The sequence below is a fragment of the Stenotrophomonas sp. TWI700 genome, from assembly GCF_039673645.1.
Taxonomy (GTDB): Bacteria; Pseudomonadota; Gammaproteobacteria; order Xanthomonadales; family Xanthomonadaceae; genus Stenotrophomonas; species Stenotrophomonas maltophilia_AA.
Genome location: NZ_JBDJMB010000001.1, coordinates 98,766 through 114,325 on the forward strand (window position 1 = coordinate 98,766; position 15,560 = coordinate 114,325).

At 66.7% G+C, this 15,560-nt stretch carries 14 protein-coding genes; 4 read left to right on the forward strand and 10 right to left on the reverse strand.

Annotated elements, in window-relative coordinates:
* Positions 1–47 precede the first annotated feature (47 nt).
* Both ABE473_RS00415 and ABE473_RS00420 read left to right on the forward strand, forming a co-directional pair.
* The gene (locus tag ABE473_RS00415; RefSeq protein ID WP_346488042.1) at positions 48–704 is read left to right on the forward strand and encodes an SDR family oxidoreductase; all 657 of its coding nucleotides are present in this window, start codon (positions 48–50) and stop codon (positions 702–704) included.
* A 76-nt stretch (positions 705–780) separates the two neighbouring features.
* Positions 781–1,698 (forward strand): M14 family metallocarboxypeptidase, encoded by a 918-nt coding sequence (locus ABE473_RS00420; RefSeq protein ID WP_346488043.1) that lies wholly within the window; start codon positions 781–783, stop codon positions 1,696–1,698.
* Between the two features lie 98 nt (positions 1,699–1,796).
* Here ABE473_RS00420 and ABE473_RS00425 read toward each other — a convergent pair whose 3' ends face one another.
* Both ABE473_RS00425 and ABE473_RS00430 read right to left on the reverse strand, forming a co-directional pair.
* A complete protein-coding gene (locus ABE473_RS00425; RefSeq protein WP_346488044.1) occupies positions 1,797–3,548 on the reverse strand; it encodes an EAL domain-containing protein in 1,752 nt (583 codons plus the stop codon).
* 4 nt (positions 3,549–3,552) lie between these two features.
* Positions 3,553–5,658 carry a PAS domain S-box protein gene (locus tag ABE473_RS00430; protein WP_346488045.1) on the reverse strand — a complete coding sequence of 702 codons (2,106 nt, stop codon included), beginning with the start codon at positions 5,656–5,658 and terminating at the stop codon, positions 3,553–3,555.
* Between the two features lie 150 nt (positions 5,659–5,808).
* On the opposite strand from ABE473_RS00430, the gene ABE473_RS00435 reads away from it, so the two are divergent.
* Positions 5,809–8,592, forward strand: a complete 2,784-nt coding sequence (locus ABE473_RS00435) for an EAL domain-containing protein (protein ID WP_346488046.1) — start codon at positions 5,809–5,811, stop codon at positions 8,590–8,592.
* On the forward strand, positions 8,589–9,116 hold the full coding sequence (locus ABE473_RS00440; RefSeq protein ID WP_346488047.1) for a hypothetical protein: 528 nt from the start codon (positions 8,589–8,591) through the stop codon (positions 9,114–9,116). The genes ABE473_RS00435 and ABE473_RS00440 overlap by 4 nt, the downstream gene beginning before the upstream one ends.
* A 77-nt stretch (positions 9,117–9,193) precedes the next feature.
* Here the strand turns inward: ABE473_RS00440 and ABE473_RS00445 are convergent, their stop codons facing one another.
* From ABE473_RS00445 to ABE473_RS00480, 8 genes are all read right to left on the reverse strand, one after another.
* A complete protein-coding gene (locus ABE473_RS00445; RefSeq protein WP_346488048.1) occupies positions 9,194–9,655 on the reverse strand; it encodes a hypothetical protein in 462 nt (153 codons plus the stop codon).
* Between the two features lie 29 nt (positions 9,656–9,684).
* On the reverse strand, positions 9,685–10,176 hold the full coding sequence (locus tag ABE473_RS00450) for a hypothetical protein (RefSeq protein WP_346488049.1): 492 nt from the start codon (positions 10,174–10,176) through the stop codon (positions 9,685–9,687).
* Complete coding sequence (locus tag ABE473_RS00455) at positions 10,170–11,378, reverse strand: DKNYY domain-containing protein (protein ID WP_346488050.1); 1,209 nt, start codon at positions 11,376–11,378, stop codon at positions 10,170–10,172. The genes ABE473_RS00450 and ABE473_RS00455 overlap by 7 nt, the downstream gene beginning before the upstream one ends.
* Before the next feature lie 244 nt (positions 11,379–11,622).
* Positions 11,623–11,928, reverse strand: coding sequence for a hypothetical protein (locus ABE473_RS00460; RefSeq protein WP_346488051.1), 306 nt, complete (start codon positions 11,926–11,928; stop codon positions 11,623–11,625).
* A gap of 98 nt (positions 11,929–12,026) precedes the next feature.
* Complete coding sequence (locus ABE473_RS00465) at positions 12,027–13,217, reverse strand: methyl-accepting chemotaxis protein (RefSeq protein WP_319209347.1); 1,191 nt, start codon at positions 13,215–13,217, stop codon at positions 12,027–12,029.
* A gap of 133 nt (positions 13,218–13,350) precedes the next feature.
* Positions 13,351–13,965, reverse strand: a complete 615-nt coding sequence (hflD, locus tag ABE473_RS00470; RefSeq protein WP_179458968.1) for a high frequency lysogenization protein HflD — start codon at positions 13,963–13,965, stop codon at positions 13,351–13,353.
* A complete protein-coding gene (mnmA, locus tag ABE473_RS00475) occupies positions 13,962–15,101 on the reverse strand; it encodes a tRNA 2-thiouridine(34) synthase MnmA (RefSeq protein WP_179458967.1) in 1,140 nt (379 codons plus the stop codon). Before mnmA ends, hflD begins: the two co-directional genes overlap by 4 nt.
* Positions 15,098–15,559, reverse strand: coding sequence for an NUDIX hydrolase (locus ABE473_RS00480; protein WP_346488052.1), 462 nt, complete (start codon positions 15,557–15,559; stop codon positions 15,098–15,100). The genes mnmA and ABE473_RS00480 overlap by 4 nt, the downstream gene beginning before the upstream one ends.
* Between the last annotated feature and the right edge of the window lies 1 nt (position 15,560).

Genomic DNA, 15,560 nt, shown 5'->3' on the forward strand with positions numbered 1-15,560 from the left:
CATCCGCCTGCGTACCCTTGCAGGTCGATTGAAACAGGAGAACCGTCTTGAGCACTGTCTTCATCGTCGGCGCGGCCGGCAAGGTCGGCCGTCATCTGGTCAAGCAGCTGGCCGACAAGCAGCATCGCGTGATCGCACTGCATCGCCGCGCCGGGCAGGGCGCTGAGCTGGAGGCCATGGGCGCTACGCCGGTCACCGGGGATCTCACCGCCACCGACGTGGCTGCACTGGCCGCGCAGATGGCCGGCAGTGACGTGGCGGTGTTCACCGCCGGTGCGGGTGGCGCAGGCGTGGAAGTGACCAACGCCATCGATGGCCGCGGCCTCGAGCTCGCGGTCGATGCCGCCCGGCAGGCGGGTGTACCTCGCTTCCTGCTGGTTTCCGCATTCCCGGAAGCGGGCCGCAACAAGGCCATGGGCGAGGGCTTCGAGAATTACATGAGGGTCAAGAAGCGTGCCGATGTGTATCTGGCCGCCACCGATCTGGACTGGGTGATCCTGCGTCCCGGCACCTTGAGCGATGCGCCCGGCACGGGCCGGGTCAGCGCCGGCCTGGCGATTGCGTACGGCGATATCCCACGCGCCGATGTGGCTGCCACGCTGGTCGCGCTGGTCGAGCACCCCGAGGTGCGCCGCACGATCATCGAGCTGACCGAAGGCGACCGGCCGGTGGAGGACGCTGTCGCGCAGCTTGCCGGGACGTAAGCGGGCAGCCCTGCGCGGCGATGCTGAAGGCGATGGTAAAATCGCCTTTCCACACCGCAACACAGACGAGCACGCCATGACCAACGCCTCCTTCTATCCCATCGGCACCCCCGGCCAGCCGTGGGGCGCAGCGGAGAAGGCGCAGTGGCGTGCCCGTCAGGTGCCGCAGCGGCGTTATGCCGATGATGTCCTGCCAGCCGTCGAGGCCCTTCGCAGCCACTTCGATGTGAGCCAGTACGGCACGCTGGACTACGCGCCGGACCAGTACCCGCTGTTCGCGGTGCGCAGCCGCGACTGGAATCCGGCGCTGCCGACGATGCTGGTCACCGGCGGCATCCATGGTTACGAAACCAGTGGCGTGCAGGGCGCACTACAGTTCCTGCAGACCCGTGCAGCGGAGTATGCCGGCCGCGCCAATCTGCTGGTGGTGCCCTGCGTCAGCCCCTGGGGCTACGAGCGCATCCAGCGCTGGAACGCCGATGCGATCGATCCGAACCGCTCGTTCATGGCCAACAGCCCGGCGGCCGAATCCGCGGCGCTGATGGCCCTGATCGCGCCGCTGCGCGGCAGTATCGCGATGCATATCGACCTGCACGAAACCACCGACACGGATGAGACCGAGTTCCGCCCGGCCTTGGCCGCACGCGACGGAAAGCCGTTTGAACCGGGCCTGATTCCCGACGGTTTCTATCTGGTCGATGACAGCGAGAACCCGCAGCCCGCGTTCCAGACCGCGGTCAATGCGGCGGTGGAGCGGGTGACCCACATCGCCCCGGCCGACGACAAGGGCGAGATCATCGGCTCGCCGGTGGTGGCGCCGGGGGTGATCGAGTATCCGCTGGAGAAACTGGGCCTTTGCGCCAGTGTCAGTGGCGCGAGGTATACCACCACCACCGAGGTGTACCCGGACAGCCCGCGTGCCACCCCGCAGCAGTGCAACGATGCCCAGGTGGCGGCGATCTGCGCGGCGATCGATTACGCGCTGGCGCACTGACCCACCGCCCGCGTAGTGCCGGCCGCTGGCCGGCTCCTCGCACGCATCGGAGATCCCCAGGAGCCGGCCAGGGCCGGCACTACCGGGCCGCGCGCCTGTCAGTCGGCGGCCGGCGCGCCTGCCACCGGGGCGGTGTTCGCACGCCGCTGCTCTTCGTGCGTGCGGAACGCCTGGTGGATGTGCTTGCGCAGTTCGTCATCGTTCCAGGGCTTGGTCAGGAAGCGATAGATCGCGCCGCGGTTGATCGCGTCGGTCACCGTGTTGAGGTCGGTGTAGCCGGACAGCACCAGCCGGATCGTATCCGGATAGAGCATCTTCACCCGGCCCAGGAACTCGGTGCCGCTCATGTCGCTCATGCGCTGGTCGGACAGGATCACCTGCACGTCGTTGATTGCCAGCAGGTCGAACGCATCGCGCACGTTGCCCGCGGCCAGGATCCGGTAGCCATCGCGACGGAACAGGCGCACCAGTGAGCGCAGCACGTTCTCTTCGTCGTCCAGCAGCAGCAGCGTCCGGTCCGGACGCGTCTCGGCGAAGGCCTCCGGGCGCAGGTAGCGCCGGCGCAGGGTCATGCCGGCCGCATCGGCCGACATCGGTTCGCCGAACAGATAGCCCTGGAACACGTCGCAGTCGTTGCGGCGCAGGAAGCCGAGCTGCGCCTGCGATTCCACGCCGTTGGCGATCACCGTCATGCCCAGCTGGTGGCCCATGGCGATGATCGCGCGCGCGATCGCGGCCTCGCGGTTGCCGGCGGGCGCGCTCTTGATGAAGCTGCGGTCGATCTTGAGCTTGTCCACCGGATAGCGGACCAGCGCGCTGAGGCTGGAATCGCCGGTGCCGAAGTTGTCCAGGCTCAGGCTGATGCCTTCATTGCGCAGGTTGACCAGGGTTTCGTGGACGAAGTTGACGTTGTTGGTCAGCGCGCTTTCATTGATCTCCAGCGTCAGCATCTGCGCCGGGACGCCGGCGGCCTGCATCAGCGACATCACCTCGGCGAAGAAGTTGGGCCGCAGCAGCTGCAGGGTGGAGACGTTGACCGCGATGGTGAAGTCATCGAAGCCCTGGTCGCGCCACAGCTTGGCCTGCTTGAGCGCGCCTTCCAGCACCCAGGTGCCGATCTGCACGATGATGCCCAGGCGTTCGGCGGTGCGCATGAAGCGCTCCGGCACCAGCATGCCGAGGGTCGGCGACTGCCAGCGCAGCAGCGCCTCCATGCCGACCACGTGGCCGTCGCGGGCACTGACCAGCGGCTGGTAGCGCAGCTTGAGCTCGCCATTGGGAATGGCGTCGACAATCTGGCGCGCGATGATGCTCTCGCTGTGCGCGCTGGAGGGCGTGTCCACCGCATGGATGCGCACCGCATTGCCGCCTTCGCGGGCCGCCTGGTACAGCGCGTCCTCGGCATGGTCGAGCAGGCGCGATACCCCGGTGGCATGCTCCGGGCACAGGCTCACGCCCAGCTTGCCGGTCATGAACAGCGTGTACGGCAGCACCGACAGGGGCAGTTCCAGCTGCTGGCGGATCTCCTCGGCCAGGTCCTCCGGCAGCGGCATGTCGGCCGTGCGCGGTACCGCCAGCAGGAATTCATCGCTGCCATGCCGCCACAGCTTGCCGCGGCCGCGCAGGTGGTGCTGCAGCCGCTGGGCGACCAGCACCAGTGCCTGGTCACCGACCTCGGCGCTCATGTTCTCGTTGACTGAGGCGAAGTGGTCGATATCCACGTGCATCAGCATCAGCGGCGTGCCGCCCGAGGCGGCTTCGGTCACCATCGCCTGCAGTTCGGGATTGCCGGCCCCCAGGCGGGGCGGGGCATCTTCGATGCTGACCAGGGGCAGAGAAGGGTTCCACATGAGCTCAGTGTTCCAGTGCGTCGTGAGCCGTCGCGCCGGTGGCGCGGTACGGCAGGTAAAGGTCGATCAGGGTACCGGCACCGTGCGCCGATTCGATGCGCAGCGTGCCACCCACGCTCTGCGCACGCTCGCGCATCACGATCAGGCCCAGCCCGCGCGGGCCGTCGGGGTCGAAGCCCTCGCCGTCGTCGCGCACCTGCAGATGCAGGCCGTGGTCGTCGACATCGCGCAGGTGCAGGTTGACCTGGCTGGCGCGTGCGTGGCGCAGTACGTTGGTGAGGCTTTCCTGGGCGATGCGGAAGCAGGCCTGTTCGATGTCGCCGGCCGGCCGTCGCGGGAGCGACTGGATATCCGGCAGCAGCTCGATCGCCGCCGAGCGGAACAGCACGCCGGCCTGCCAGCGCAGGGCCGCTTCCAGCCCCAGCGCGTCCAGCTGCGGTGGACGCAGCAGGGTGGAGATGTCGCGCAGCTTGCCGACGGTGGCGTCGGCCAACTGGATGATCTGGGCCAGGTCCTCGTCGCGGCGGGCGGCATCCTGCTCGTCCTGCGCGGCATACGCGGACAGTTTCATGGCAGTGATCGCCTGGCCGATGTCGTCGTGCAGATCGCGCGAGATGGCCCGGCGCTCGTCTTCCTGCAGCGAGAACAACCGCCCGGCCATGGCCTGCAGCTCGCGGTTGCTGGTTTCCAGCGCCTCGCGGATGCGCTCGGGCTCGCTGAGGTCGCGCACGATCAGCAGCTTGCAGTCGCGCCCACCGTAGCGCACGTCGCCGACCGCCAGCCCGGCCTGGAAGGCGTGGCCGTTGAAGCGCCGCATGCCGATCACCTCGCCAGCACCCGCGCTCTGCGGCGGCAACTGCGCGAACAGCTGGGCGCGCACGCGGGGCAGGTCATCGGCAGTGACCAGCGCGGCCAGTGGCTCGCCCAGCAGGGTGTTGTGGCCATAGCCGAACTGGGTGGCCGCGCACGCGTTGGCATACAGCACGTGCTCTTCGGACAGGATCACCACGCCGTCGGGCAGCACCCGCACCAGCTCGCGGAACTGTTCTTCGCGCTCGCGCAGCAGGCGCCGCGACTGCTCGCGCTCGGTGACGTCCTGCAGCGTACCCAGCACCCGTGGGCGCCCGGCATCATCCTGGCCGCTCTCGGCGCGCAGATGCACCATCAGGGCGCGCCCGTCCATCGCCAGCAGCGGCAACAGCACGTCGATCTGCACCGGCTCGCCGGAGCTCATCTCATGCAGCAGCTGTTCGCTGAGCGCCGCCGTGGCCGGATCGGCCGGGACCAGTAGCTCGTCGAAGCGGTGCCAGCGCCGGGCCTCGGGCGGGCGCCGGCCGAGCAGGCGATAGACCTGGTTGGCGTAGCGGCCCAGGCCCGTAGCCGGGTCGATCTCCCAGGCACCGATGCGCGCCATTTCATGCGCTTCCTCGACCCGGGCCAAGGCCTGGTCGCGGCGCAGCAGGGCCTGGTCTTCGCGGGTGCGGTCGATCGCGATCAACAGGCGCGCGCGGCGGCCACCGTAATCAATGAAGTTGCTGCGCATCTCCATGCGCCGTGTGCTGCCATCGCTCAGGCGCAGATCGGCGGTGATCACGCACAGCTGCTCGGGATGGGCGCGAATCTGCTCCAGCTTGGCCTCGAGCATCGCCTCGTGGCCGGGCGGCCACAACGCGGTGATCGGCATCGCGGTGAAGGTCTCGCGGCTGAAACCGAAGAACCCTGCGGCAGCCGGATTGACGTCCAGGATCGCCAGCGATTCCAGGTCATAGACCAGGATCGGGCCGGGATTGCCCTCGAACATCTGCCGGTGGCGCGTTTCCGAATGCTCCAGCCGCGCGTGGGCATGCAGCACGTGCTGGGCCAGCGGGCGCAGCAGCAGATAGATCAGTGCCGCGCTGGCCACCACGAAGAACGTGCCCTTGATGGTCTGCCACTGCGCGGCCGTCTGCAGGTCACCGGCCAGCACCTTGACCGCCGCGTCGCTGCACAGGATCCAGACCAGGGCCAGGACCAGGTAGGCAACGACCACGCGCCACCGGTCGCGGCGCAGATCGCGGGCGAGAGGGGGTTCGGCAGCGCGTTCGGAAGGGCCTGGCAAAGGGGTGGACATGGGGCAGGGCGGGGCCAATCGGACAAGGCAAGCGTCATCTTACCTGCCCCGGGTGAGGATGCAGGGCGCGAGGGAACTCAATAATCCGCAGCGCCCGCCGTTAACGATTGCGTTCCCCGGTTGTCGGGTGCGTTATCGGAGTTACAGGGCGTGGACCAAGGGATTATCGCGAGTCTGCTGCAGCACCCATTGGCCTCGGCGCTGGTGATCCTCGACCGTGCCGGTCGTCCGATCGCCGCCAACCCGGCCGCGCGCGAGCATGGCCTGCCGGCCACGATCGCTGCATACGGCGAGGTACTGGAAGACCTGCGCCTGCTCGCCGCCGACGGCGGCCTGGTGCCCTGCCAGCTTCCCGGTGGGCCCGGCGGCCGGTTCGATGGGGGGATGCGCGCCGTGCACGATCCGGATGGGCACCTGCTGGCCTTCACCCTGAGCGTGCCCGAGCCGGTCGCCGCCTACGCGGGCAGCCGCTGGGAACTGGCGCTGGATCATGCCGGGCATGGCTTGTGGGATTGGGACCTGCCCAGCGACAGCGTGCGCCGCTCTCGACGCTGGGACGGCCAGCCCGTGGAAGACTCCCATGTCCGCGCCGAGGGCGTCAGCGCGCTGCTGGAGAACGTCCACCCGGATGATCAGCCGGCGGTGCGGGTGGCGATGGACGCGCACCTGCGCGGCGAGAGCGACGCCTATACCGCCCAGTTCCGCGCGCGCCACCCGGACGGCGGGTGGCGCTGGGTGCTGGACCGCGGCCGGGTGGTGACCCGCACTGCCGACGGGCAGCCGCTGCGCATGGTCGGCACCCATACCGACATCCAGGCCCAGAAGCAGATGGAAGCCCAGCTGCGCGAGCAGCAGGTGCACCTGCGCGAAGCCCAGCGCATCGCGAGCATGGGCAGCTGGTCCTGGAATCCGGAAGCACGCCGGTTCTGGTGGTCGCCCGAGTTCCGGGCGCTGCTGGAGATGGGCGAGGATTCCATGCACGGCCGACGGCACTGGTTGCGGCAGCTGGAGCCGCAATCGCGTGGCCGGCTGCGCGGCGCCTGGCGCCGGATGTGGCGCGATGGCGCGGCGACCACGCTGGAGCTTGAGCTGGTCCGTGGCACCGGCGCGCTGCACCTGCGCGTGTGGATGCAGCCGCTGATCGGCCCGGACGGACGCATCCAGCGCCTGCTGGGCCAGGTCCAGAACATCACCGAACAACACCAGACCGACGCGCTGATCCGCTGGCGCACCGAGCTGCTCAACCGGGTCTCCGCGCTGGGCCGCATCGGCGGCTGCGAGATCGAGGTCGGCACCCGCCACATGCAGTGGACCGAGGAGTGCTACCGCATCCATGGGCTGCGCAAGGAGCCGATCAGCCTGGACCAGGCGCTGGGCCTTTACACCCAGGACTCGCGCGACGCCTTCGAGGCAGCCCTGCTGCGCATCGCCGACGGCGGGCTGCCCGAGCAGCTGGACCTGTGCTTCTACCGCCAGTCCGGGCTGCGCATCTGGGTCCAGGTGCTGATCGAACTGGACAGGCGCGACGGCCTGCCGACCCGCTTCGTCGTGCTGTTCCGTGACATCACCCGCGAGCGCGAGGCCAATGAGCGCATCGAACTGCTGGCCCATTACGATCTGCTCACCGGCCTGCCCAACCGGATGCTGCTGCGCGAGCAGACCGCCGACGCCATCGAGGAAGCCCGCGACCGCGGCAGCCCGCTGGCAATGCTGTTCATCGATCTGGACGGCTTCAAGACGATCAACGACACCTTCGGCCACGCCACCGGCGATGCGCTGCTGAAGGCGGCTGCCTCGCGCCTGCACCAGAGCCTGCGCAACAACGATCTGTTCGGCCGCTTCAGTGGCGACGAGTTCATCGTCGTGCTGCGTGACCTGGCAGCACCGGAAGATGCCGGCCACGTGGCACGCAAGCTGATCGCCTCGCTGGCCGAGCCGCTGCACCGCGGCGAGAGCACGCTCAAGGTCGGTGCCAGCGTCGGCATCGCGATGCTCGACGACAGCCGCCAGGATTTCGAATCACTGCTGCGCGCCGCCGATGCGGCGATGTACGCGGCCAAGGAAGCCGGGCGTAATACCTACCAGTATTACAGCCAGGACGCGCTGGCCAAGATCCAGCGCAAGCTGGAGATCGAGCACGCGCTGCTGGGCGCGATCGAACGCGAAGAGTTCACCCTGGCCTACCAGCCGTTGCTGCATGCCGAGAACGACCAGCCCCCGGCGATCGAGGCGCTGCTGCGCTGGCATCGTCCCGGCACCGGCTACTGCAGCCCGGCCGAGTTCATTCCGATCGCCGAGAAGTGCGGTGAGATCGTGCGGATCGGTGACTGGGTGCTGGCCGAAGCCTGCCGCCAGGCCGCCGCGTGGGACGCCGCCGGCCTGAAGTTCGACCGCGTGGCGGTCAATGTCTCGGCCGTGCAGCTGCGCGACCGCGGCTTCGCCGAGCGCGTGATCGATATCTGCCACGCCCACGGCTGGCCACCGCAGCGCCTGGAGCTGGAGCTGACCGAGTCCGCCCTGATCCGCGACACCGATGTGCTGCGGCATTGCTTCGATGTCCTCGAGCGCCACGGCGTGCCGCTGGCGGTGGACGACTTCGGCACCGGGTTCTCGAACCTGCACTACCTCAACCGCTTCCCGGTCGGCCGCCTGAAGATCGACCGCAGCTTCGTCCAGGGCATGCTGCACGACGCCGGCACCGCCGAAGTCACCCAGGCGATCGTGCACCTGGGCCACGCGCTCGGCATGAAAGTCGTCGCCGAAGGCGTGGAGACCAAGCAGGAAGAGGCGATGCTGCGCCGCCAGGGCTGCGACGAGATCCAGGGCTACCTGTACTCGCGTCCGCTGGCGCCGCGCGATCTGGCGCAGTGGTTGAAGCTGGGGGTGTCATCGCTGCTTGCCGGTGAGCCGCCGGCCCTGGTGCATGTCGTTTGAGTGATCCCGCGCTACCTTCGCCCGCACTGCCACGGCGCCTCTGGATCGGGCTGAACGGGTGGCTGAGCGAAGACAGCAATCGGCGCGAGCTCGCGATTATCCATTGGGGGGTGACGATCTCGCTGATCGCTTGCGGCACATGGGTCGAGGTCGTTCGACGCCTGCCCCTTCTGGCCCTCCTGGTCCGGAATGACATAACCTACGCCGGCGTCATTGCGTTGATTACCAACGTACTGATGCTGATCCTGATGTACCGTCGGCGTGGTCGTCAAAGCGACCGTTTCAAGGCCATGACCGGGGTACTAATGATCGTATGCGCCTCGCTTTACTATGCAGGCCTGGAGGATGTCTACGCGCGTAACAGCCACCTGCTTGCCGACTCCTCGATTCCAGCCTGGTTCAAGGTACTGATTACCTTCCTTGCACCCCTGAAATATCTGTTCGGCTTTGGCGTCGCGGCGATCGGCGCCGGAATCTTCTCCGGAATCATCTCGCGGGAGCGCAGTGGCACGCACTTTGCGTAGAGAGTAGCTTCGATCGGCGACTCCAGCGCGATAGAGATGCCCTCAGGTGCTTGGCGAGATCGGATCGGGCGGCACCCTCACTGTTCCACCAGATCGGTCAGGTCCAATGTCGTCGGCGCGACGCTGTGTTCGATTATTTCCCGGAGCATTCCCGGGTAAGGGCGCAGCGCATAGGCGCGCATGGTGCGAATAGGGTTGAACTCCAGCCAGCTGCAGGAGGAGTGCCCAACGATGACCGGCAGGTTGAAGTTCACGTCCTTGGGATCATCCAGCGGAAGCGTCCATTGGCCGCCGTGCTGCGTCCGGACATACTCCCCCAGGTATCGGGCGAACACCACGCGCAGGGCAGAGCATTCGTCGTCATCCAGAGCCGGGACCATGATGTCGTGGAGCTGCTCAAACCGACCGAGGCTTTCCGGCCTGCCATCCAGCTCAATCCCGCGCGCTTCCGCCTGATCAACCAGCCAGTCCAGCTGGTCGTCCATGATCATCAGGAATTCGTCGAAGGCCTCAAGTGCACGCTTGTGGTCAATTTTCATGAAGGCTCGAGCCGAAGGTCAGGCTCTTATCAAGGATTCTTGGTGGGGATGAGGGGCGGCATATTCCCTGAGCCTATGCGGGTATCCCTGTGTTCAAGATAGAACGCCAGGTACTTCTTGTCTTCCCCCATGAACGGTCGCTTCCCATGTGCGTCGTAATGTCTCTTGAAAGTTGCATACGCGGAAGCGACGTCGCTGGCATCGAGGTATACGGTGCCTGCAATGAAGTCCACGTAGTCGAAAGAGGTTTCGCAAATACCAGTTGCATAGGCTTCGTGCATCACATCAAGCCACTGTATGGCCTTGTCGAACTGCCCGGTTTCTTTGAGGAAATCAACCATTCCCCGGGAGAGACTCTGTGCATAGTCGTGCGAGCACTTTGGGTCAGGGATGACCTCCCAGGCACTCAGGAAGCAGGCCTCGGCCTCTTGAATACGACCACTCTTCCAGTATTCTCGCCCGGCTTTGCAGTACTCGCCGAGCTGTTGCAGTTGTGCAGCGGGGAGTGATTGCTTCAGCACTCGTCAGTTCCTTCTATGGCCATCTGTGGCCGATTCGGCGCCTCGTGAACGTCACGCTGATAGTTTTCACAGTTCGTCACCTCCCATCGGCAGTAATAGTTCGTCCTGTCCCGGCCCCAATAGCTGGATTCCAATGGATCGAAGGACTCCAGGGCCTGGAAAGTGTCCGGATCAGCCTCCAGTTTTCTGGTGAGGTAGAACACATGCTTCGCATCGCGCGAGTAGAGTCGATTTATTCTCTGCCACGTCTGCGGATCTGCAGCGGGTATCCGTACTCCCTCCAGATACACATGGTCGCAGTCGCGGGCGAAGCCATTCCCCAACGATTCAAGCGATGCAGGCTGCTTGCAGGCCCTGATTACCATTGCATGCTTGGAGGAGGTGCTGTTGGTGAACCAATAGCCATTCGCCTTATCACGTGCATAGCCACTGATGACGCACTCATTGTCAGTAATGTCCTGGTGCCCATCGTCCAGGACGACGAAACTCTGCGGATCAGTGACCTTTGCATTTCCGTACAAGGTGATGACTGTCTTCCCGTCGCTGGCGAAGATGCCATTGAGGATGCTGAAAGTCTCTGGGTTCAGTCCCTTCAGCGCCCGTCCATCGCTGAAGACGGCGGCGTGATCCCGCAGATAGCATTGCCCTTTGGACAACCCCTGCAGTGCCTTGGCCGATGTTGCATCTGCCTGCAGGCGCCATTGCTTTCTTCCTTCGCGGTCCGCGCTAATGAAGTACACCTGCCCCTGGTACTCCAGGTATTGGGACGCTATGCCCGAGGCAGTGGTTAGAATCTTGATGTCCCGCAGATCGAGCTCCAGCGTGACGGTATTGGATGCGACGGCAGTGCGCTCTGCGCCTTCGGATCGCCCACCGGGCCGATATGTGATGTGAAGATCAACCAGGAAGCACTCGCCGATCCTGTCCCGGAAATCCAGCAGTCTGAGCTCATACTCACGTGGCTGTCCTACAGTCGTCTCAACCCGCCTGCCGTCTACATAGAAGTCATAATGACCGAGGCCGATGTCGAGCTGTTGGAAGCGGATGACAGGACGGGCCAGCGTGTACCTACTACGGTCTGTGACGAGCTGTAAGTCCATTCGCAAGGGCGCCTGCCGGGTTGAAAACCCATGATGCAGGCAGTACTGCGGCTCTTGCCATGCAACAAATCCGAAAATTGGGCGAAAAACCATCAGGAGCATGGTCCGGCCCTATGTGGAACAGGATCATCATCATCGGGGCAATACCACAGCAGATGCGATTAGCCATGGATCGTCGTGATCCATGGCTCCCGCTTGGGCATGCGGGTCACTTCCAAACGCGCTTCGCGAAGAGGGTTTTGCTGTCGCTGCGCCGAACTGCAGGTGGGCGGGACTGAGGTTGATACGCTGGGTAGCCCTCAGTCATCAGACGGGCTGGCTTGGAGTGGCGGCGGACGCCACACCCTCAACGCGCAGCCGCGTCCAGATCATCACCGCTCAAACCGAGGTCCCACGCCAGGCCGGCGATGGCGGGATCGATGGCGGAGGGCAGGGCGGCAACAGCGTGCGAGGGATGCCTGGCCAGCTGCGCCAGTTCCTGCCGGGCGAGTTGCTCCAGCCGTTCAATCAGGGCGCGCCCCTGCAGCGGGGTGGCCGGCACCGCGGGGGCGTCAGGCAGGGCGACGGGAATTGCGCCGTCACTGCTCTGCACCGCCGGTTCCAGCTCGGCGGGGACAACGGATGCAACGGACAACACGGACGCATTCAACATCGGACCATCATCTGCAGCCAAGGCGGGGAGTGCAAGCGCAACGGCCCCGGGGGTACCGGGGCCGCAGGGTGTGCCGCGTGCGGCACGTTACCGCTGGATCAGAACAGTTCGACCGCGCCGGCGGCCATGCTCTGCTGGGCGACCGCCTTGTGCGGCGGGCGCTCCCACTCGGTGCGCATGTCGCGCAGGCGGGTGCCGGTGCGCTGCAGGGCGGTCACGACCTCTTCGTCGAACACGCCGCCACTGCGGTGCAGCAGTTCCTGCAGGGCCACGGCCTCGCGGTTGATCGCGGTCAGGCGATCCAGGTGGGTATGCACGCCGCCCAGGGCCTGGGTCGCGATGTCCTCGAACTGCAGGGCGCGGACCGCTTCGGCGACGCTGCTGTCGATGGCGCGGCCGCACTCGGAAATCTCGCGCATCCCATCGCCCAGCGAGGCGTTGATCTGGGCCACGTTGTCCAGCATCTGCGCGGCTTCGTGGCGCGCTTCGCGGGAACGGTCCATATCGCGGGAGGCCATGTGCGAAACCGTCTCGCGGACCTTGGCGATGGCGTCCTTCGAGCTGTGGGCCAGCTTGCGGATCTGCTCGTTGAAGGTGGTCGAGCGCTCGGACAGGTTGCGGACCTCGTCGGCAACCACCGCGAACCCACGACCGGCTTCACCGGCACGCGCTGCTTCGATGGCGGCGTTCAACGCCAGCAGGTTGGTCTGGTCGGCGATCGACTTGACGTCTTCCAGCAGCGCGAAGATGCCATCCAGGTGCTGCGCCATCTGGTCGATGTGCTGCACGGTGTTGCTGCTCTGGCCGCTGACCTGCTCCAGCGCTTCGACCAGCTGCTCCATGCGCTGGCTGGCATGCTGGGCGAAACGGGCCACGTCCACGCCGGCACCGCCGTCTTCACCGGCACGGTCGACGATGCGGGCCAATGCCTGGCTCTGCTGGCGCGACTTGCGGTTCATGGCATCGAAGCTGCTGCCCAGGCCGCTGACCGCGTGGCGGATCAGGTCGCGGGCACGTTCGACTTCGCCACGCGAGCCGTCGATTTCGTTGCCGACGAACGAGCGCAGCTCGGTCAGCAGCTGGTCCTGCTCGCGCAGGATGCGGGCCTGTTCAGGCGAACGCTGGGTCTGGGCGCGGGCCGACCACCAGGCAAACCCGAGCCAGCTGAGCGTCATCGTGGTCAGGATCGCCCAACGCAGGGCGGCTGGCCACTCGAAGCCAATGGCAAAGGGAAGCAGAAGGGTCAGGACCAGGGGGGCGGCCAGGCGGATGAAGAGGCGTGAGTACATGGACGTTCTCGGGGAGGTGCACGGATGCTGTATCGGCCGTACCCCGGTTTGCTTTAGTCCTGCACCACACATTCGATCAAAAACCGCACGTTCCGGCCCCCATGTAGAGCCACCCCATGGGTGGCTGCACAGGTCAGCGCAGCTGGCGGGCGATCGCTTCCAGCATGGTCTTGCGGGAGAACAGGAAATCCCAGTACTGGCCGCCGGTCTGGCGCCAGAGTACCGCCGAACGGACCGCGGCGAGCAGCAGGGCGCGGATCTCGGCGACCACGCCGGCCTGGCCCAGGTAGTGCGGGTTGCCCTGGACCATCACGCGCGGCTTGAGGTTGCTGATGGTGTCGGCGTACAGGCCGCCCAGCGCGGCGAGCACGTCGGGATGGGCGCTGTCGCCCAGCTCGCTGGCCTGCGCCTGGGCACGCTCGATGCCGGTGCTGACCTTGGCCACGAGCGCGTGCTCACGCACGAAGCGGCGCTCCAGCTGCAGGACCGAGAGCGCCAGCCGCGGCACGTGCTCGTCCTGGCCCTGGCTGCTCAGGTAGTTGTGCAGCAGGCGCAGGCCCGGGGCGACATTGCTGGCGCTGCCGTAGATCTCCTGCGGGCTGGCCGCGTCGATGCGGAACACACTGTCCACCGCGGTGCGGACCACGGCGGCTTCGGAGTGGCCGGTTTCGGCGATGCGGCGCACCTGCTGCAGGGCCTGGGCGATGCCGGCCAGAGCAAGAACGCGGTCGTCGACGGAAAAACTCATGCAGCAGATACCTCGAAAGGAGAAGGGGTGGCGCGCAGGCGCTGTTCCAGTGGCGCATCGGTGGCGGCGATGACGGCGCCGCCAAGGCAGACCTCATCGTCATACAACACCAGCGATTGACCCGGGGTGACGGCACGCTGCGGCCGGGCAAAGCGCACCTCCAGGGTGCCATCGTCGCGCACGGTGACCGTGCACGGTTCATCCGGCTGGCGGTAGCGGGTCTGGGCGGTACAGTCGAACCGGCGCGCAGGCGGAGCGCCGGCGATCCAGTGGGCGACTTCGGAATGCAGCCGGGTCGACTGCAGCCAGGGGCTCTCGCGGTCCTGGTCGACATACAGCACGTTGCTGGCGACATCCTTGCCCACCACGTACCACGGGGCGGCCGGCCGGCCCCGCACGCCGCCGATGTTCAGGCCCTCGCGCTGGCCCAGCGTGAAGTAGAACACGCCGGGATGTTCGGCGATCAGGGCGCCATCAGGATCGCGGATCTCGCCCGTCTTCGCCGGCAGGTAACGGCCGAGGAACTCGCGGAAGTCGCGTTCGCCGATGAAGCAGATCCCGGTCGAATCCTTTTTGGCGTGGGTCGGCAGCCGCGCGTCGCGGGCGATCCGGCGCAGGTCGTTCTTCTGCAGGTCGCCGATCGGGAACAGCGTGGCGGCCAGCTGTTCCTGGCCCAGCTGGTGCAGGAAGTAGCTCTGGTCCTTGCTGCGGTCGGCGCCGCGCAGCAGTGCCCAGCGCCCGCCGACCTGCGCGATGCGGGCGTAATGCCCGGTCGCGATGCGCTCGGCGCCGAGCTCACGCGCGGCGTCGAGGAAATGCTTGAATTTCACTTCGCGGTTGCACAGCACGTCCGGGTTGGGCGTGCGCCCGGCCGCGTACTCGGCCAGGAAGTGCTCGAACACGCCCTGCCAGTACTCGCCGGAGAAATCGCGGAAATGGAACGGGATGCCGAGCAGGCCACAGACCGCCACGGCATCGCGGCGGTCATCTTCGGCGCGGCAGTCGCCGCTGCCGTCGTCGGCCCAGTTCTGCATGAACAGGCCGGCCACCGGCTCGCCCTGCTGGACCAGCCGCCAGGCCGCGACCGAGGAGTCCACGCCGCCGGAGACCCCGACCATGATCCGTGGGGTGCTCATGCGACCTCCTTCACCAGCGACAGCGGATGGCGCTGGCCGGCGAGGTAGTCGGCGACCACCTGCCACACCAGCGGGCTGCGCAGGCGGGCCGGATCGGCCTTCAGCTCGGCCGGGGTCAGCCAGAGCGCGCGCAGGATCCCGGTGTCGAGGGGGCGCGCGGGATCGTGCGAAAGCGCCTCGGCCGCGTAGGCAAAGCGCAGGAACGGCGTGCCGTCCGGGGCGGTCCACTGGTAGGTGCCAATGAAGGCGCTCAGGCGCACCTTCCAGCCGGTTTCCTCCAGCGTTTCGCGGACCGCGGCAGCGGCCAGGCTTTCGTCCGGCTCCAGGTGCCCAGCAGGCTGGTTCAGCACCTGGCGACCGTCGATCGCCTCCTCGACCAGCAACAGACGCCCGTCACGGACCACCACGGTGGCCACGGTGACATGGGGCGTCCAGCGCGGTTCCTGCACGGCGCTCACC